We start from the raw sequence: 19,598 nt of genomic DNA, 5'->3' as shown, positions 1-19,598 counted from the left end.
AATTAGACAAGAAAAAACGACTATCCAATTAATTATGGTTACGTTAATCCTTGTTTTGCAACTAGTTCTATTTATCTTTTTTAATACTAGTGTATGTAGGTAGAAAGTATCCACTTTTCGTTTAACTTTGGATTGTTATTCATCTATCGTTTATTCTGGCAGGTGAAATTATGAGCTGGTGGTTTCCGTATTTTATATGTATCGGTGTTGGAGAAACCTCAAGTAAAAGTTAATTAACAACTAAGTAACGTATCTTGACTATTTTTATATCACTAATCTATTATAAAAGAAATATTGTTCGTCAACCAGAGAGGGGAGAAATACAATTAATCTTGAAACAATCGGAAAAAAAATAAAAGAAATGCGTTTGCGTAAAAAACTAACCCAACAACAGGTTGCTGATCTATCAGGTATTTCAAAAAGTATGTTATCCAAAATAGAGAATGGTCAAACAGCATCAGCAGTTGCCACTCTTTCTAAAATAAGTGAAGCACTTGAAGTTTCTCTCTCATGGTTAATTGATGATCGGGAAGAACAGGACTTGGTATTTTTACCAAAAGATAATAGAAGAGCAAGAATTGGAGATGAAAATATGGGATATTCGTACGAGTTGCTTGCTAACCGATCTTCATTATCTGGCTTTGAACCAACCATTGTGCATGTTACTCCAAAAAATCTAAATTTAAGGGAAGATTCCTATACACATTCTCAAGACGAATTTATTTTTGTCTTGGAAGGTTCGATATATCTCTCGTATGATGGGAGAAAGTATTTCATGGAAAAGGGAGATAGTGCATGTTTTCAAGGCTCAAAGCCACATTTATTTATTCCTGTTGATGAAAATGAAGCAAAAGTACTAACGTTCTTTATTGATAATCCATTATAGAAAGTAAGCAAAGTCCTATAAAAGGGCTTTTTTTATTGAAAGTTAGGTGAAATTATCCCATTTTCTATGGTTATAAAAGCTTATTTAAATATGTTTACATATAACAACAGAAAGAATCTCAATGATAAAGATTTATCATTGGAGTGTAAGCGGTTTCGTGGTACAATTAATGACAGAATATAATGAAAATATGGCTTTAAAAGCATATGCAGTACAAAAGGTTAATTGTATTTGTTAGGAGGGGAAGGGAATGGGAAAAACAAAACATACTGGCCCGATTAAATTACCAAAGAAGCCCGATCCAAAGCTTTGGGTTAGTAAGGTTCCTTTTGGTTTAGGAAAAGTTAAACCACACCATATTCGAGACACCATGAGAGTTTTTTGGGAAAATAAGGATAATTTACCTTATGCCACACGTATTCTTACACAAGGTGTTTGTGACGGGTGTGCACTAGGGGTATCAGGTCTTAAAGACCAAACGTTAACAGGTCCACATGTTTGCACAACTAGACTTAATGTATTACGTCTCAATACAATAGGACCAATTAAAGAAAATATCTTACACGGAGACATTGGGGATCTTCGCAAAATGAAAAGTACAGAGCTAAGACAATTGGGGAGAATTCCATATCCTTTAATTAGAAAACCAGGAGACCGTAAGTTTACTCGTATTACTTGGGATAAGGCAATAAATATAGTTGCAGAAAAGTTAAAATCGATTGATCCTAAGCAAGCAGCCTTTTATACAACATCTCGAGGAATAACAAATGAAGTTTACTACACACTAGGAAAAGTTTCCCGTTTTCTAGGAATTAATAATGTTGATAACGCATCTAGAATCTGTCACTCCCCATCCAAAACAGCTTTAAGTCGTTCCATTGGAGTAGGAGCTTCCACATGTAATTATAAAGACTGGATTGGGACAGATGTCTTAGTATTCTGGGGGTCGGTAGCTGCTAATAATCAACCTGTTTCAACGAAATATATGTATGCAGCAAAACGAAAAGGGACGAAGATTATTATTATTAATCCATATCATGAGCCAGCAATGGATAAATACTGGGTACCCTCTATTGCAGAATCTGCTTTATTCGGAACAAAAATAGCGGATGATTTTTACCAGGTGAATATTGGTGGCGATATTGCCTTTATGCATGGGGTAATGAAGCACTGGTTTGAAATGGAAGCGGAACAACCTGGTTCAGCACTAGACCATGAATTTATTAAGAAGCATGTTAATGGACTTGAAGAATTAAGAGAAAAGCTTTCGGCTTATCAATGGGAGCAATTAGAAAAATCGTCCGGTATTTCTAGGGATCGTATGCTAGAATTAGCTAGATTACTAGCTAATTCTAAATCGGCAGTGTTTGTTTGGTCAATGGGACTAACACAGCATCGCTTTGGAACGGATAATATATCACAAGTAGCGAATTTAGCATTGTTAAGAGGATTTCTTGGGAGAGAGCATTGTGGTTTAATGCCAATTCGTGGGCATTCAGGTGTCCAAGGTTCAGGTGAAATGGGGGCAGATCCATTCTCCTTACCAGGTGGTGGATTGGATGTGGAAAATAGGAAGCGGGTGGAAGCGGTCTGGGGCTTCGAAATTCCAGAATGGCAAGGTGATATTGTAGGTGTCTCACTAGAAAATGCACTTTTACCAGAAGAACATGAACGTAAATTGAAACTCTATTATATGTCAGGTGGTAACTTCCTCGAAACAATGCCAGACCCTGATTTTGTAGCAGAAGCCTTAGAAAATATTGAGTTGCGCGTACATCAAGACATCATTTTGAATACTTCTACTCTACTGGATGCAAAGGAAGCAGTACTTGTACTTCCTGCAATGACGAGATATGAACAGCCTGGTGGAGGAACATCTACCTCAACGGAAAGAATGGTATATTTCTCACCAGAAATCAAGGGTCCTAGAATGGAAGAAGCAAGAGCAGAGTGGGAAATTTATATTGATTTAGCTAAACGAGTAAAACCAGAACAAAAAGACTTAATAGACTTTAAGAATGCAAATGAAATCCGAGAAGAAATTGCTAAAACTGCACCAAACTATGACGGAATTCAGAACTTAAGAAATAAAGGTGATTTATTCCAATGGGGTGGAGCGTGGCTGTGTGAGGATGGAATATGCCCAACACCAGACGGGAGAGGTAATCTAATAACTGTAGAAATTCCAGAACTCCGCAAACCTGAAGGCCATTTCTATGTAACTACTAGACGAGGTAAGCAGTTCAATTCGATGATTTACGATGATAAGGACCCATTTAATGCAGCAGATCGCTATGATCTCCTCCTAAATGAAAGAGATGCAAAAGAATTAAATATTAAAGAAGGCGACGCGATAATTGCATTTAATCAGTATGGAACATTTACTGGTCGTGCGAAATTTGTACCCGTAAAGACAGGAAATGTAGAAGTTCATTGGCCAGAAGGAAATTCCCTAATTCCCAAAGGTGTTTATGAAGGTTTTGCAGGAATACCGGAATATAACACTGCTGTTATCATAGAAAAAGCGGAAACCTATTATGCCCACAAGGATACAAAGTATGTAGAAAAACGTGTGGAAGAGCTAGAGATGGAACTACACTAGAAGGTGAGAGTATGAGTGATATAAGAAAAGAACCTTTTGAAATCATCCGTTTTCATGGAAAGGATGCCATAAGAGTGGAAGAGGAAATCGTTGAAGAATTTCCTCTTACCATCATTTTAAATGGGGATGAATTTGCCACTATTGTTTGTTCGCCGACCAATCTAGAAGAACTTGTGATAGGTTTTCTTGCTTCAGAGGGAATTATTCGATTTTATAAAGAAATCAAAAACATTGCAATTGATGAAAATAAGGGCTTTGCTTACGTGGAATTATACCGAGAAATAGATAAGGAAAATATATATCATTCCAAACGTTTTGTTGGATCATGTTGTGGAAAAAGTAGACAATTTTATTTTAAGAGTGATGTTAGAACAGCTAAAACGATTACAAGCAAGTTTCTTATTTCTGTTGAACAATGCTATAATTTAATGCAAGAACTACAAACTCGGTCAGTTCAATTTAGACGAACTGGTGGCGTTCATAATGCAGCACTGGCTACTTCAGACGGGTTAATGGAAGTAAGAACTGATATCGGTAGGCATAATGCATTGGATAAAGTGTATGGGACGGTATTACAACAAAAAATCCTGCTAAAGGATAAACTGATTGTATTTAGTGGACGAATTTCATCAGAAGTATTATTAAAAATATCCAAAATTGGTGTCGGTATTTTACTATCCAAATCGGCACCGACAGACTTAGCTCTAAATTTAGCAAATGACCTCGGTATTACCGTTATTGGTTTTGCTAGAGAGAATAAAATGAATGTCTATACGCATTCGTATCGGATTGTGGAAGCCAATATGGATTCTTGTACAAAATAGTTTGCTTATTTGGAGCTGTATTTGGTGATGAAATACAGCTCCAAATCATAGGTTAGTTGTTAAGTTATCTATTAAGGAGGCTGTCAACATGAAAATAACAGATAAATTTGGTCGGCCCTTACAGGATTTACGGATTTCTGTAACAGATCGCTGTAATTTCCGTTGTACATATTGTATGCCAAAAGAGATATTTGGTCGGGATTATCCATTTTTACCAAAAGATCATTTACTCACCTTTGAAGAGATTGAGAGACTGGCAAAAGCGTTTGTTAAGTTAGGTGTAAAAAAGATTCGTTTAACCGGTGGAGAACCGTTATTACGAAGAAATTTGCCAGATTTGATTAGAAAATTATCTGCTATCTCTGGTTTAGAAGATGTTGGATTAACTACAAATGCCACCTTATTAGAGAAAATGGCTTGGGATTTAAAAGCTGCAGGATTAAAGCGGATTAATGTTAGTTTGGATGCTTTGGATAATACATTATTTCAATCTATAAATGATAGTGGTATTAGTACGGAAAGGGTTCTGAAAGGTATTGATAAAGCATTAGATGTTGGATTACAAGTGAAAGTAAACATGGTTGTTAAAAAAGGAATGAACGAGCAAGAAGTTATTCCGATGGCTCGCTTCTTCAAGGATAAAGGAGTAACACTACGTTATATTGAATTTATGGATGTTGGAAAAACAAACGAATGGGATTTTAGTAAGGTAGTAACAAAAAAGCATATTTTAAATGAATTATCCCAGCATTTTGAATTAGGGTCAGTTGACCCCAATCATTTTGGAGAAGTCGCAAAGCGCTACCGTTATAAGGGAACAGATACGGAGGTTGGCTTTATTACATCTGTTTCAGAATCGTTTTGTTCTACTTGTACAAGGGCGCGAATTGCAGCTGATGGTAAGCTTTATACCTGTCTTTTTGCTGCAAAGGGCTTTGATTTTAAAGAACTTCTTCGCTCTGGAGTGAACGATGTTGAAGTAGAACAGCAAATTATTGCCATTTGGAACAAAAGAGAAGATCGTTACTCCGATGAGAGAACAGAAGAATCAGCAAAAAATAAAGATAGAATTGAAATGTCCTATATAGGTGGCTAATAGACTTCTAGATAGAGAGGGAACAATAATGAAAGACAGATACTCCAGACAGTCTTTATTTAAACCAATTGGAGAAAGTGGACAAGAAAAGATTTCACAAAAACACGTGCTTATTATTGGCTGTGGTGCATTAGGAACAGCTAATGCTGAAAGTTTAGTCCGGGCAGGGATTGGCAAGCTATCCATCGTCGATCGTGATTATGTGGAAGCTAGTAATCTACAAAGACAACAGCTTTTTTTCGAACAAGATTGCATAGAGCAAATACCCAAAGTAATCGCAGCAAAAGCGCATCTACAAAAGATAAATTCATCTGTGGACATTAGGAGCTATGTGATGGATGGAACGAGTACAAATTTAGTACCACTCCTACAAGGTGTCGATTTGGTAATCGATGCCACCGATAATTTTGATATTCGGTTCATTACCAATGATTTAATCCATCAATATCATGTGCCGTGGATTTTTGGATCCTGTGTAGGAAGCACTGGAATGAGCTACACTATTCTACCTGGTAAAACCCCGTGTTTACAATGCTTACTTGATGTAACACCAGTAAGTGGTGCAACCTGTGATTCAGTAGGGATTATCGCTCCAACCGTTCAAATGGTTGTTGCTCATCAGCAGGTTGAGGCGTTGAAGATATTGGTAGAGGACTTTGAAGCTTTACGTACAAAACTTGTAACATTTGATTTATGGAATAATCTTTATCATACCATTAATATGGACCGCTCAAAAAAAGATACATGTCCAACTTGCGGAGAAAACCCAGTATACCCAAAGCTTACATTTGAAGCACAAACAAAAATGGAAGTACTTTGTGGAAGAAATACTGTTCAGATTAGGGCAAATCGAGAAGTTCATTTAGAAGAATTAGCAGAGCGTCTTAGAACCATTGGAATTGTTAATCAAAATGAATTTTTACTATCGCTAAATTATGAGGAGTATCGTGTTGTAATTTTTCGTGATGGCCGGGTCCTAATTCATGGAACCGATTCTACTGAAATAGCTAGAAATATTTATTATCAACTAGTCGGATAGGGAGGAAGCAACATGGTTGAAAGAAGGAAACCTATCAAAGTAATCGAGGCAATTGAACGAGTGATGAAATATAAAAAAAGCGGGAGTGTTCAATTTGTTCCTATTGAAGATTCCTATGGGCATTTTCTTGGATCTGAATTAATTGCTGACCATGATGTGCCTTTTTTTGACCGCTCACCATATGATGGTTTTGCTGTTCGTGCCAAAGATACCGAGATAGCCTCAAGAAATAATCCAATTGCGTTTGAAGTAATTGGAGAGATAGGGGCGGGTAGCGTTTTCGAAGGTAATGTAGGGGAGAGGCAAGCAGTAAGGATTATGACTGGTGCTCAGATCCCGGATTCTTGTGACACGGTAGTAATGTTGGAATTAGCAAATGAATTAAAGATAGACGGAAAACCTTACTTTGAATTGAAGCGGAGTTCTAAAGTTGGGGAAAACATATCCTTTACCGGTGAAGATACCAAAAAAGGAACCGTTCTAGTTTCGAAAGGTACCTACATAAATCCAGGAATTATTGCACTACTTGCCACATTTGGTTATAAAAAAGTTCCCGTTAGCACAAAACCTAAAGTAGGAATTATTGCTACCGGTAGTGAATTACTAGAGGTGGACCAACCACTAGAACCAGGTAAAATTCGTAATAGTAATGCCTATATGGTGTATGCTCAAGTGGAACGTGCTGGTGGAAAACCTATTTATTTAGGTCAGTTTAGTGATGATTTTGAAATGTGCTTTAAGCAGGTATCAGAAGCAATAGGTAAAGTGGATATTCTGATTACAACTGGGGGTGTATCGGTAGGAGACTATGATTATCTACCAGCTATATATGAACAATTAGGTGCAAATGTTTTATTTAATAAAATTGCAATGCGTCCGGGAAGTGTAACAACGGTTGCTGAGTTAAATGGTGGGCTTTTATTTGGTTTATCGGGTAATCCTTCAGCATGCTATGTAGGATTTGAACTTTATACTAGACCCATTATTCGGGAGTTTTTACATAATAAAACTCCATTCCAGAAGAAAGAGATTGCTATTTTAGGATCTGATTTTAAAAAGGCAAATCCATTCGATCGTTTTGTTAGGGGACATTTAGGATTTGATAATGGAAGATTAGTAGCCAATCCAGTTGGCCTAGATAAATCTAATGTAGTTTCTTCTCTTGGTCAAACAGATATTTTAATTAAACTTCCTGGAGGGACTAGGGGATATGAAGCAGGAATGGAAGTTACAGTTATTTTATTAGAAGACCAAGAAGGTTCAACCTTTGATGCCTTCGTACAAAAGGATATCAATACACGAAGGAGTATGCGCCATGGATAAAGTCATGTTCAATATTGTAGATGAGCCTATTCAGATAGAAGAATTGATTGAAAAGGTTACGAGAAGGGAAGCAGGTGCTATAACTACCTTTCTCGGAACGGTTCGAGAATGGACAAAGGGTAGAAGAACGCTTTACCTAGAATATCAAGCCTATAAACCAATGGCGGTAAAGATGTTATCACAAATAGGAAAAGAGATAAATGAGAAATGGGAAAATACAGAAGTTGCTATTACTCATCGAATTGGTAGACTTTACATCTCAGAAGTGGCTGTTGCAATTGTTGTATCTTCTCCACATCGAAAGGCTGCATATGAAGCAAATGAATATGCGATAGAACGAATTAAAGAAATTGTTCCAATTTGGAAAAAAGAGCATTGGGAAGATGGAGAAACTTGGATTGGTGACCAATTAGAAAAAGTGCCCTATCCACATGGAGAACTATCTGTATTTGCAAAGGAGGATTTAGAGTGATTACAGTTCTACTTTTTGCCCAACTTCAAGAATCAACAGGTAAGGAAAAGATTGAAGTTGAAGCTTCTAATATATCTGTTTTAGAATTAAAGGAAAAACTAAAAACAATATACAAACTGCCTCAAATTGACCATGTTATGACAGCAGTAAATGAAGAATATGCTTTCCCAGATGATATTCTCTTCAGTGGGGATGTAGTTGCCCTCATTCCTCCTGTTAGTGGCGGATAAGAAATGAAGATTCTACAGGTAGTTGGTTTTAAAAATAGTGGAAAAACAACTGTTTCAATTGAAATAATTCGTTATTTTACTAGTAAAGGTATTAAGGTAGGGTCACTCAAGAATCATGGTCATGGAGGAACACCAATTGGGATTGATCGCACAGATAGTGATCAACATCAAAAAGCTGGTTCCACTATTGCAGGAGTAGTAGGTGAAAATATATTTCAACTTTCTCATATAAAAAAGTGGGAGGTTGCAGATATGCTTGCTATCTATCAGCATTTAAATATGGAACTACTATTATTAGAAGGATTTAAGGAACTAACATATCCCAAGTTAGTTCTTCTTCAAAATCAGGATGATTTATCTATGTTAACTAGCCTTAAAAATATTATCGGGGTTATAAAGTCTAGTGATATACATATAGAAGATAATGATAGACCTGTGTTTGATAGGGAGAATACAAGGAGTATTTGTGAATGGTTATATCAACACCATTATTTGCTAGGCGGTGTAAGATGAATCGAAAAATTGTTGGAATAATATTAGCGGGTGGACAATCAAGACGATACGGTACACCAAAAGCTTTTGCATTAATGAAAGGAATTCCATTTTATCAGTATTCCATTAACGTGATGAATCCTTTTGTAGAGTCGATTGTTTTAGTCTCTAATATTGATATAGTAAATAGATTTGAGCATAAAGCTCCCAATCTTAAACTAATTATTGATAATCCATCGTATGCTGGACTTGGACCACTTGCAGGTATTTATTCTGGGATGGAATCTGTCAAAGCGGAGTGGTATCTTATTTCACCTATTGACGTACCGTTTATGGAAGAATCTGTCTTTAAAACCCTTCTAGAGAACATAGAAGTTGGAATAGAGGCTGTCGTTCCAATCGTAAGAGGGAATATGCAGCCGCTCATTTCCGTTTTCCACCGATCGATGAAGGAAAGAATAAAAAACCAACTTATGTATCATGAACTTTCTCCAAAACAATTATTCATAAAAAGCGAAGTTAAATTTATCGAAATTGAACATGAAAAACCATTTCGAAATATTAATTATCAAGATGATTTACGGAGGTATGAAGAGAAAGACATTTAGGAGGGAGAACATGTTAAAGAATCATCGACAGCATGCTAAGCACTCCGTAAAGTGTGCTGTTATTACTGTAAGTGATACACGAACAAAGGAAACAGATAAAAGTGGGAAATTGATGATAGAATTTCTGGAAAGCAATGGCCATATGGTTCTTCAATATAACATCATTCCGGATGAGAAAACAATAATACAGGAAACTGTAAAAGGTGTAACTTCAAGTAGTGATGTGGAAGCCGTTCTTATCAATGGAGGTACGGGGATTTCTTCTCGTGATGTGACCGTTGAAGCCATTCTGCCGATGTTTGATAAGCAAATTCCTGGTTTTGGGGAATTATTCCGAATGCTAAGCTATCAACTAGATATTGGTTCTGCGAGTATGTTATCACGGGCCATAGCTGGTGTCATAAATAACAAAATTGTTTTTTCTACTCCAGGTTCTCGTGGAGCGGTAGAATTAGCAATGGAGAAATTGATATTGAATGAACTTGGACATGCAGTTAGGGAAGTTACAAAGGATTTATTATAGGTGATAGGTTAACAAAGAAAGGCATTCGTATTCTAAATGAATGCCTTTCTTTGTTTGGCTATTTTCTGGAAGATTGTTGTAATTACATAACTGATAGTAACTGTGCAGTAATAGGAATTTTGTTAGAGCACCTGACCCGCTACGGAAATACACTCCGCTTTCCGCGGGCGGCTGGTGAGCCTCCTCGCGCTTACGCACTGCGGGGTCTCACCGAAGCCTATCCTCCCGCAGGAGTCTCCGTGTATTTCCTTCGCTAGAACAGAGCGAATAAATTAACAGCACTTTTATCTAATAATTATAATTTAACAACTTTCTAAAAATAGAAAACTAAACTAGCGCTGGCAGAATACGGAGACTCCTGCCGTATTAGCACGTGTCCGAAGACCTCGCAAAAGATCACTTGCGTCTTCTGGTAACGCTCCGAAGAGTATTCCTCGGTGCAAGCATATTTAAGTAGTACCCGTGCTAAGGCCGTTCCCGTGGCAAGGTAGATACTGCGAAGGTATTATCGAGCAGATGTTGCCCTTGTACTGGAAATGAAAGCGGAGTGTATTTCCGGATCGGGTATGTTGCTCAGCCATAAATCCCTAGTTACCGCACAGTTTCTATCAACCGTTCCTATTATAATCCCCAGTCTTACCACCACTTTTTTCTAGTAAATAGGTGGATCCAATAACCATACTTTTATCAACAGCTTTACACATGTCATAAATAGTCAAAGCTGAAATGGAAGCAGCGGTTAATGCTTCCATTTCAACGCCAGTACTTCCAACAGTCTTGACTTCAGTCTGTATTACTAATTCGATAATGTCAGTTAGCTCTTTCCATTGAAATGTAATGTTCACACCGCTAATTGGGATTGGGTGACACATTGGAATTAGTGAAGATGTTTGCTTCGCTGCCATAATTCCAGCAACTTGTGCTACAGAGAGTACATCTCCCTTTTTTATCCTTTGATTTTGGATTGCATCATATACTTGATTACTCATTTGGATACTTGACCTAGCAATAGCTGTTCGAACAGTGTCTTCTTTGTTTGAAATATCAACCATTTTAGCTCGGCCGTATTCATTAAAATGGGTTAGCATATTTATCCCCCTTCAGAATGTTCTGTTATGTTTAACTTCCTTGTAGGACGAAGAAAAAGACAAGTCATCGTGAAACAAATGGGTTACCTGGAACCCAAAAACGATAGGGGTAGTCTTTTGCTTCACCGGAATTATCAATTCCTATTCTTGTTCCTTCCTCAATGGATGTTGGTTGTTTTCCTTCAGCAATAAACAATGATGAATTATAAAACGGTTTTCCATAGTCATCCATAGTAATACCTAATGCTTTTGTTAGTTTGCCAGGACCACTTGTAAGATTCTTGATATTTGAAACAGGTCTTCTCTTCAACATTAATTCGATACCACTAAATGGCTCTACAGCTCGAATTAGTACGGCTTCTGGAGTTCCCGTTCTCCCTGTGACTACATTAACCAAACAATGGGTATGCATTTGATATGTATAAACTAAGCCAGGTTCGTGAAACATGATTTCCGTACGTTTTGTACGTCGATTTTGAAAGCTATGTGCAGCTCGATCAGCAGCTCCAAGATAAGCTTCTGTTTCAACGATAACTCCTGACGTGATACCTTCCTCCGTTACTTTTACCAAAATACAACCCAAGAGTTCTTTTGCTAATATTAAAGTTGGCTTTATATAGAAACTTTTAGGTAGAGGTGTTAAAGTTCTTTCCATATTATTTTCCTTTCCTCAAATATTACATTTAGCGTACCACTTTTCATTTACTAATGAAATAGTACCCGTGATATTGGATAGGATGATAGTGGAGTAAATAGTACAACCTGAGTGAAGGATATGGTTTTCAAATAAAAAATGAAACTTATTAGTAATTATATCGTAATAATAGTGAAACAGCCCTTTAATCTGTTATGATTAGCTAGGGAAATTAACCCTGTTAAAACTTTATATTAGGAGGAACAACTTTGGATTTTACTGTTTTTGAGAATAATACTTCTAAAAAGAAACCAAGAATGTCAAAAGCAAAATCTATTACACTTTTAGTCATTATTCTTTTAGTTATTGTCGGTGCTTTGTCTGTTAGTTTTATAACCGACTTTATTTGGATGGATAGTTTAGGTTTTCGTGATATATTTACAACTATTCTTGGAAGTAAGGTATTGCTAGCTGGAATTGGCTTTATTGTTTTCTTAGTATTATCAGCTATAACATTTTTCTGGGTTCGCAGTACTTATATAAGTCATTTGAAACAAGAGCAGTTACCGCCAATTATTTTAGAAAAAAAGAAAAGTAGTTTTATTATTTTTGGTGTATCTATTGTGATTGGATTATTTGGAAGCGCACTCGTTCAGGGAATAGGTTGGGAACCTTTATTAAAGTTCTTAAATCAGGCTTCCTTTGATATTGCAGATCCATATTTTAACATGGATATCTCTTTTTATATGTATACCTTACCAGTATTGAAAATCATCCTTAATCTACTATTAAGTTTAGCTATTTTCTTTTTCTTACTAGAAGCAGGGTTTTATTCTGTATTTGGTATATACCGTAAAAGTAGAAAAGCACAAATCCATTTGGGTATAACATTAGGATTTGTTGGTTTGCTACTTGCGGGCTTACATCTATTAGCACCATATGAAACAATTCTTACTAATAAGGTTAATATTTTTCAAGAAAGCGCTGTTTATGGTCTAAGCTATACAGACCAATTAATCAATATTCCTAAAGCCTATGTATTGGCAGTCGTGGCAGTCATTGGAACCATTTGGATGATTGTATCTATGAATCGTGGAAAAATCCTTTCCATGGCAATGCCGATTGTTGCTTACGTTGTACTTGTTATTGTTGGTCAAGTTGCAAGTGTTGTTGTTCAAAGCTTTGTTGTATCACCAAATGAATTTTCTAAAGAACAGCCCTATTTAGCACATAACTTAGAATATACAAGGGCGGCTTATAAACTTTCAGGAATAGAGGAACAAGAGCATCCTGTTAATGACACATTAGATACGGCAATGATTGATAGAAATATGAAGACTATTGAAAATGTCCGTATAAATGATGTAAGACCTCTCGAAGATGTGTATGATCAAACTCAAACTATCAGACCTTACTACACATTTAATGATGTTGATATAGATCGTTATCAGATTGATGGAGATTATGAGCAAGTGTTCATAAGCGCAAGAGAATTGAAAACAGAAGATTTATCTGATCAAGCAAAAACATGGGAAAACCTCAATCTACGATATACACACGGTTATGGAGTTGTAATGAGTCATGTAAACCAAGTGACACCTCAGGGACAACCTAAGTACATGTTAAATAATTTACCACCACAAGGTGTTATGGACGTTAATCGACCGCAAATATATTTTGGTGAAGAGTCTTATGATGAGATAGTGGTTAATAGTAAGAAAGAAGAATTCGATTATCCACAAGGTGGTGACAATGCTACCTCTCGTTACGAAGCGGAAATTGGTATTCCTATGACAGGGTTGAACCGCTTGCTATTTGCAATAGATACAACAAATTTCCGTTTGTTAGTTTCTGATCAAATTACGGATGAAAGTTTATTGCTGCATACACGAAATATTATGGACCGTGTAGAAAGAATCGCGCCATTTTTCACTTATGATGAAGACCCGTATATCTTTATTCGAGAAGATGGTAGCTTAGCATGGATGATTGATGCTTATTTAACAGAAGAACATTATCCATACGCTGAACCATATTCTGATAGCGGAGAAAACTATATTCGTAACTCGGTAAAAGTTGTGGTTGATGCTTATACTGGAGCGTTAGACTTTTATGTAGTGGACTCTAGTGATCCACTATTACAAACCTATCAAAATATGTTCCCGAGTCTTTTTGAAGAGGAAATTCCTGAAGATATTCGAGCACATTTCCGTTATCCAGAAATGTTATTTAAGGTTCAGTCGTCTATTTACGGAACATATCATATGTCTAATTTAGAGGTGTTCTATAACCGTGAGGATGTATGGGAGATTCCTACTGAAAAGTACTATAATGAAGATGTGGAAATGGATCCTTATTTTGTAACAATGAAATTGCCTGATTATGAAGATGAGGAATTCATTTTAATGCAACCATTTACACCAAGAAATAGGCAGAATATGATTGCTTGGATGGGTGTTAGGAATGATGGGGATCAATATGGTGAAATGTTTGTTTATCGTTTCCCTAAACAGAAAAATGTTTATGGACCACAACAAATTGAAAACCGAATTAATCAGGATAGTGTAATTTCTCAGCAGTTAAATCTTTGGTCACAGGGTGGATCTGAAGTTATTCGCGGTAATTTATTAGCAATTCCGATTGAAGATACAATATTGTATGTAGAACCTATTTATATTGAATCTTCCAATGAAACGTCTCTTCCAGAAGTGAAACAAGTAGTTGTGGCTTATAGTGACTATATTGTAATGGAAGAGAGCTTTGAAAAAGCGTTAGCACGTATACTCGAACTGGTTGACCCAGATAGTAAGCCAAAAGATGATGGTCAGCTAGTTGAACCTGATGACACAACAGAGGATGGGGAAGATACTGATCCTATTATGAATGCAGAGGATACTTTAGTGGAAGTATCTGAACTATTCGATGCATATCAATCAGCACTTTCACAGGGAGAATGGCAAAAAGCAGCAGAACTTATGACAGAAATAGAAATAATTTTAGAAGGTTTACAGTAAAATACGAATGCCAGGTATCGGAATGACCGATATCCTGGCATTTTACCGTTAGGAAGGTATAAAATTTTGATAGGAATTGATTAATAGTCACTAACCAATAGTATTAGAAAAACTAACGCATTTGTTATAGTGCTAGACAATGCGCTAGTTTTTCAACTTATTAGTAGCTGTTTACAAAAGCTGTTCCTACAATAATTAGTAGGATAAACAGAACAACAATTAATGCGAAGTCGTTATTTTTTCCTCCACCATATCCCATTATATTCCCCTCCTTATATCAGTATCACTATTATCATATGGGGAAGAACTGAAATCCTCGTGGACTGATATGGAAGTATTGAAAAATGTGCTATGGCACTTTATAAGACTACCAACTGGGAGCCTATTCACCTTTCTTGATCTTCATCTAACTCCGAACTAAACTCTGTTTGCATACGATTCGAGATGGTATTATCCCTCATAGGAGTATACTCTTTATCATTGATTACTTTGGTCTTCATATAACGATGATAAAAGATTTCACATACTGCAATAATACCAGCGGATATAAGTGATGCATCTGCTAGAGAGAAATTACCTTCAAATAATACTTGTCCGATTAGCCAGATTCCTACTAAGGCTATACCAAAATCACCAATAGTTGCCCAGAAATTAGATACATTGGGTAAGACAAAAACATCGGCAATGTATGAAACTGAACTTAGTATAAAGCTGGTTAGTAAAATATCGGTAAAATTAACATCGAAAAATATCCCTAAAACTACCCAAAGTACTAAAGTAGTTAATATAAGTTTTAATATGAAAGATGATAAATGCCTGATAAGAATTACTCCTCTCTGACCAGAATTATTTTATAGTATTTTCTCCCTACTTCATTTTTTCATTCTATATTAGGTATTATATTTTTGTACTTCATTATGCATACTAGCATCAGAGGTGAGAACATGTATAAATTACTTTCGCATAATGATTTAGATGGTGTTGGCTGTGGAATATTAGCAAAACTTGCATTTGGAAAAGAAGTGAATGTCCGATATAACTCTGTTGGTGGGCTAGATAAAGAAGTTTCTTGGTTTCTTGATCAAAAAGATATGGATACATTTTTGTTCATCACTGATTTATCGGTACATGAAGAAAATGAGAAAAGACTAGCAAAATTTTATCAAGATGGAGGAAATCTGCAATTAATTGACCATCATAAAACAGCGTTGCATTTCAATGATTATGAATGGGGGCATGTTGTAGTTGAAAATGAAAATGGTAATTTAAATTCTGCGACTTCTCTCCTGTATGAATATCTTGTACAGTATGACTTTTTAACTTCAAAACCAGCCATTGAACAATTTGTGGAGTTGGTAAGGCAATATGACACGTGGGAATGGGAGAAAAATGAAAATTATGAAGCGCATCGTTTAAACTCATTATTTTATCTAGTCTCTATTGATGAGTTTGAAGAAAATATGTTGCGACGTCTACAAGAAAATGAGCATTTTCACTTCAATGAATTTGAAAAAAAGATTCTTGAGATGGAAGACAATAAAATGGAGCGCTACATTCAAAGAAAGAGAAGGGAACTGATTCAACATAAAATTGATAATTTTTATGCAGGAGTAGTATACGCGGAAATGTATCATTCAGAACTTGGAAACGAATTAGGAAAAGACTACCCACATTTAGATTACATTGCAATCGTCAATATGGGGGGGAGACGTATTGGCTTCCGTACGATTCATGATAATGTTGATGTATCTGAAATTGCCAGTAAATATGGTGGCGGAGGTCATGCAAAGGCTTCTGGATGCACTATGATTGACGAAGTATACAAGCAATTTGTTGAAGAGTCCTTTCTTCTTGAACCCCTCAGAGAAGACGCTAGAAGAAATCGTTACAATATAAAAGCAAATCCTTTTGGTTCCCTTTACCGTTCTAAGGAAGATAAATATTATTTATTGTGTAAAGAGGAAAGTTCTTGGGTGTTAGAAGTAAGTCACAGTAAATCAACGATATCTTTTTCAAGCTTTGAAGACGGGGAAAAGTATTTAAAAAGAAATTATCAGACATGGTTAGTGCGAGATGAAGAATTCGTTCAGTATTTAATGGAGGGTTACAAACTACTGAAAGACTAATAAGTTGCGTATAATGAAATGTGATGTATATGAAAAAAATATGATTAGGGGTGGCGGAATGACAGAAATCAAACAAGGTCAAGCTAAATTTTTTATAGGTAAAGATGAAGTGAACCCAAAAGCTGAAATCACCTATCAAAAAGATTCCAACGGTAATCTAGTTGTCGACCATACCTATGTATCGGATGAACTAAGAGGACAAGGTATGGCAGGTCAGCTTGTAGACAAGGTTATAAGTTATGCAAGGCAAGAGGGAGTAAAGATAGTAGCAGAATGTTCCTATGCTCAAAAATACATAGATAGAAATAATCTTCAAGAAATTTTAGCGTGATAAGTAAAAAGCAGTGTAGCATCTATGCTACACTGCTTTTAATGTAAGGTTTCTTATAATTATTGTAGTTATTAAGGGGATGTGAAGTGTTTCCCTAAAGTTGTTAATAAATGTAGACTCCCCAACCTCTATGAACATGGTAAGCATTTTAGACGAACTAAGATCTACAATCAAGCCTTCGAAGCAGCTATTGTAAAATGGTAAAATTGTTCTCTATTAAAGTTGTTACAATTCGTTCTTTTGAAATAGCCTTTTCATCGAATTCTACTTTGACCTCTCCATCATCGGTATCCACTAATACTCGCTCTATTCCATATAGCTGATTCAGAATTTCTTCTACTTTTAAAATACCTGGTTCTGAAGTTGCTTCTTTTATAAAAATAGTTTGTTCGCTCATAGTAAACTCCCTTTCCATGTTTTTATATTTGTCTATATGAAATTATGTTTTCCTTAAATGTAACAGGTCAACCATCTGAATTCATATTCTTGTAATACAGGACTATAACAATAGCTAAACTAACAAGCTATGGGAAACATTTTACATTTAGGGGGAAACGATATGTATTATTATAATCCTTATATTTCGGAATATAGATACTACCCTTATCCAGTTTATCCATATTACCCAATGGTTAATAATCGTTATTTAAATTTAGCGGATAAGGAACGTCAACAAGTTATTAAGGGGCAAGCAACATGGACATCTGGAGGTCAAGTTACAAAATGCGGGCTACCTTGGTCCACTAATCAGTTTATGACAGTTGCTGTTGGTGAAAACACCAGGTATCAATGTGGTGAGTCATTAAAGGTAAGGAATCCTGTAACTGGAAGAGAGGTTATTGTAACTGTTGTAGATGAAGTAAGAGGATATCCTCAAAATCGTATTAATTTGCACCGTAGAGCATTCGAGGCTTTAGGCGCTAACTTAAATCAAGGAGTTATAAATGTGGAAATAACCTTATCGCCAGAATTAGAAGAGGAAAGATGGGGGAAATATTTACTTGAATTAGTTCAGGTTGGCCATCCGGATTTTGAAGTAACTGATTATAAATCTGTCGGAAAAACAGAAATCTCACCAACTAGAATAAAAGAAACTTTTGATTTTATTCTTCATCAACAACAAGAAGAACTCAAAATAAGGGGTAATGTTGTTTATAATCCTCAAACTAATCGTGTGATTTCATTCAATTTTGCAGAAATATAAACAAGAGTTTTTTAATACCGCATCAACTAGGTAAATATCAGTGTCACATATGAATGTGAAAAATATACTATTTCTATAACAATATTAATATAGTAAATCTTCCCTTAAAGAGAAATTATCATAAGGATGAAGCAAATGATTAATGGATGGTTGGAATTTGTGTTATTAATATTAGCCTCTTTTCGCTTAACAAGACTAGTTGTATTTGATAAGATTACCAATTTTATGCGCAGGCCTTTTCATGATGAAATAGAAGAGACAGATTCTGATGGAAATATGTTTACCTATATTGAAATTAAAGGGAAGGGTTTACAATATTGGATTGGTGAATTATTAAGTTGTTTTTGGTGTACTGGTATCTGGTGCACGGCTCTTTTATTGGGATTAACAATGATTTGGCCTACTGGAAGTAGTGTATTGATAACATTGCTAGCAGTTGCTGGGGCTGCAGGTATATGTGAATCCATTGTACAGCGTTTAGTAGAATAATTTTGTTAGTAGAAGGAGGACAGTATAAATGACTAAGCAAAAAAGAGAAGCGAATGCGTCCTCGCCAAAACCACAAGGTAAGAGAAGAAAACGATCTGGTTGTGGTTGTGGTAATAGAAGGAAAAGAAAATAGGTTTATTAAGCTTAGCTCTAAGCCATGCAATAATCTGTAATGTTGCATGGCTTAGTTTTGTTCTAGCGTATAATGAGAATGGCTACACTGTAAACCTGGATGCAGATGGTTTACCTGGTGTAATTAACCAAAATGAAATTCGAATAGTATATTGACAGTTTGTTATTATGGTTGTATGATTGGATTCCTGCCTTAAGAAAGCACCTTTTATTGTTTAAGGAATAGGATTGCTAAAAAAGTTATTGACACTTCATAGATTACTATGATACATTATTAAACGTTGCTCATTTAAATTAGTGAGTGTGCAAAAAACTCTTGCAAAAAACTATTGACAACAACTTGTTAGTTAGATATAATATAAGAGTTGACTCAAAAATAGAACTTCTTAATTTTGCTCCTTGAAAACTGAACAAAACAACCAGTATGTAAGAAAAAACAACCCTGTTTTTTCTATTTTAAAAGAAATTCTAAAAGCTAGCGTGCT

At 35.8% G+C, this 19,598-nt stretch carries 21 protein-coding genes; 16 read left to right on the top strand and 5 right to left on the bottom strand.

What is annotated here, in order from left to right; translation table 11 throughout:
* Positions 1–325 precede the first annotated feature (325 nt).
* The 11 genes from TY11_RS16165 (at position 326) to TY11_RS16115 (ending at position 10,095) form a co-directional block, all read left to right on the top strand.
* A complete protein-coding gene (locus TY11_RS16165) occupies positions 326–886 on the top strand; it encodes a helix-turn-helix domain-containing protein (RefSeq protein WP_255342712.1) in 561 nt (186 codons plus the stop codon).
* Positions 887–1,136: 250 nt separating this feature from the next.
* A complete protein-coding gene (locus TY11_RS16160) occupies positions 1,137–3,488 on the top strand; it encodes an FdhF/YdeP family oxidoreductase (RefSeq protein ID WP_042148587.1) in 2,352 nt (783 codons plus the stop codon).
* An 11-nt stretch (positions 3,489–3,499) separates the two neighbouring features.
* A complete protein-coding gene (gene fdhD, locus TY11_RS16155; protein ID WP_042148584.1) occupies positions 3,500–4,312 on the top strand; it encodes a formate dehydrogenase accessory sulfurtransferase FdhD in 813 nt (270 codons plus the stop codon).
* A gap of 88 nt (positions 4,313–4,400) precedes the next feature.
* Positions 4,401–5,408, top strand: coding sequence for a GTP 3',8-cyclase MoaA (gene moaA / locus TY11_RS16150; protein ID WP_042148583.1), 1,008 nt, complete (start codon positions 4,401–4,403; stop codon positions 5,406–5,408).
* A gap of 28 nt (positions 5,409–5,436) precedes the next feature.
* Positions 5,437–6,447 (top strand): MoeB/ThiF family adenylyltransferase, encoded by a 1,011-nt coding sequence (locus TY11_RS16145; RefSeq protein WP_042148581.1) that lies wholly within the window; start codon positions 5,437–5,439, stop codon positions 6,445–6,447.
* Positions 6,448–6,459: 12 nt separating this feature from the next.
* Complete coding sequence (locus TY11_RS16140) at positions 6,460–7,770, top strand: molybdopterin molybdotransferase MoeA (protein ID WP_042148580.1); 1,311 nt, start codon at positions 6,460–6,462, stop codon at positions 7,768–7,770.
* Complete coding sequence (locus TY11_RS16135; protein ID WP_042148578.1) at positions 7,763–8,242, top strand: molybdenum cofactor biosynthesis protein MoaE; 480 nt, start codon at positions 7,763–7,765, stop codon at positions 8,240–8,242. The genes TY11_RS16140 and TY11_RS16135 overlap by 8 nt, the downstream gene beginning before the upstream one ends.
* Positions 8,239–8,472, top strand: coding sequence for a MoaD/ThiS family protein (locus TY11_RS16130; protein ID WP_042148574.1), 234 nt, complete (start codon positions 8,239–8,241; stop codon positions 8,470–8,472). Before TY11_RS16135 ends, TY11_RS16130 begins: the two co-directional genes overlap by 4 nt.
* Before the next feature lie 3 nt (positions 8,473–8,475).
* Positions 8,476–8,985: a molybdopterin-guanine dinucleotide biosynthesis protein B gene (gene mobB, locus TY11_RS16125; protein WP_052345866.1), complete on the top strand. Its 510-nt coding sequence runs from the start codon at positions 8,476–8,478 to the stop codon at positions 8,983–8,985.
* Complete coding sequence (gene mobA, locus TY11_RS16120) at positions 8,943–9,572, top strand: molybdenum cofactor guanylyltransferase (RefSeq protein ID WP_081755957.1); 630 nt, start codon at positions 8,943–8,945, stop codon at positions 9,570–9,572. The genes mobB and mobA overlap by 43 nt, the downstream gene beginning before the upstream one ends.
* A gap of 10 nt (positions 9,573–9,582) precedes the next feature.
* The gene (locus tag TY11_RS16115; protein ID WP_042148568.1) at positions 9,583–10,095 is read left to right on the top strand and encodes a MogA/MoaB family molybdenum cofactor biosynthesis protein; all 513 of its coding nucleotides are present in this window, start codon (positions 9,583–9,585) and stop codon (positions 10,093–10,095) included.
* A 608-nt stretch (positions 10,096–10,703) separates the two neighbouring features.
* Here TY11_RS16115 and moaC read toward each other — a convergent pair.
* Positions 10,704–11,189, bottom strand: a complete 486-nt coding sequence (gene moaC / locus TY11_RS16110) for a cyclic pyranopterin monophosphate synthase MoaC (RefSeq protein WP_042148565.1) — start codon at positions 11,187–11,189, stop codon at positions 10,704–10,706.
* Between the two features lie 58 nt (positions 11,190–11,247).
* Positions 11,248–11,838, bottom strand: coding sequence for a DNA-3-methyladenine glycosylase (locus TY11_RS16105; RefSeq protein WP_042148563.1), 591 nt, complete (start codon positions 11,836–11,838; stop codon positions 11,248–11,250).
* A gap of 248 nt (positions 11,839–12,086) precedes the next feature.
* On the opposite strand from TY11_RS16105, the gene TY11_RS16100 reads away from it, so the two are divergent.
* Positions 12,087–14,831 (top strand): UPF0182 family membrane protein, encoded by a 2,745-nt coding sequence (locus TY11_RS16100; RefSeq protein WP_081755956.1) that lies wholly within the window; start codon positions 12,087–12,089, stop codon positions 14,829–14,831.
* A 160-nt stretch (positions 14,832–14,991) separates the two neighbouring features.
* Here TY11_RS16100 and TY11_RS20230 read toward each other — a convergent pair whose 3' ends face one another.
* Complete coding sequence (locus TY11_RS20230) at positions 14,992–15,090, bottom strand: YjcZ family sporulation protein (RefSeq protein ID WP_042148560.1); 99 nt, start codon at positions 15,088–15,090, stop codon at positions 14,992–14,994.
* A gap of 127 nt (positions 15,091–15,217) precedes the next feature.
* Positions 15,218–15,652: a YndM family protein gene (locus tag TY11_RS21130; protein WP_369797427.1), complete on the bottom strand. Its 435-nt coding sequence runs from the start codon at positions 15,650–15,652 to the stop codon at positions 15,218–15,220.
* Between the two features lie 123 nt (positions 15,653–15,775).
* Between TY11_RS21130 and TY11_RS16090 the strand changes: the two genes are divergently transcribed.
* Positions 15,776–16,957: a DHH family phosphoesterase gene (locus tag TY11_RS16090; RefSeq protein WP_042148556.1), complete on the top strand. Its 1,182-nt coding sequence runs from the start codon at positions 15,776–15,778 to the stop codon at positions 16,955–16,957.
* Between the two features lie 58 nt (positions 16,958–17,015).
* Complete coding sequence (locus TY11_RS16085) at positions 17,016–17,288, top strand: GNAT family N-acetyltransferase (RefSeq protein ID WP_042148552.1); 273 nt, start codon at positions 17,016–17,018, stop codon at positions 17,286–17,288.
* 187 nt (positions 17,289–17,475) lie between these two features.
* Here the strand turns inward: TY11_RS16085 and TY11_RS16080 are convergent, their stop codons facing one another.
* Positions 17,476–17,685 carry a metal ABC transporter ATPase gene (locus TY11_RS16080; RefSeq protein WP_042148549.1) on the bottom strand — a complete coding sequence of 70 codons (210 nt, stop codon included), beginning with the start codon at positions 17,683–17,685 and terminating at the stop codon, positions 17,476–17,478.
* A 162-nt stretch (positions 17,686–17,847) separates the two neighbouring features.
* Here TY11_RS16080 and TY11_RS16075 point away from each other — a divergent pair, with 162 nt between their 5' ends.
* Together TY11_RS16075 and TY11_RS16070 are read left to right on the top strand one after the other, a co-directional pair.
* Positions 17,848–18,492 (top strand): DUF3889 domain-containing protein, encoded by a 645-nt coding sequence (locus TY11_RS16075; RefSeq protein ID WP_042148546.1) that lies wholly within the window; start codon positions 17,848–17,850, stop codon positions 18,490–18,492.
* Between the two features lie 135 nt (positions 18,493–18,627).
* Entirely contained in the window at positions 18,628–18,981 is a 354-nt protein-coding gene (locus TY11_RS16070) for a DUF1360 domain-containing protein (protein WP_042148543.1), read from the top strand.
* The last annotated feature ends 617 nt before the right edge of the window (positions 18,982–19,598 follow it).

Source organism: Paucisalibacillus algeriensis, assembly GCF_000577245.1.
In the GTDB taxonomy this organism is placed as follows: domain Bacteria; phylum Bacillota; class Bacilli; order Bacillales; family Amphibacillaceae; genus Ornithinibacillus.
This window is presented reverse-complemented; position numbering and strand designations above follow the sequence as displayed.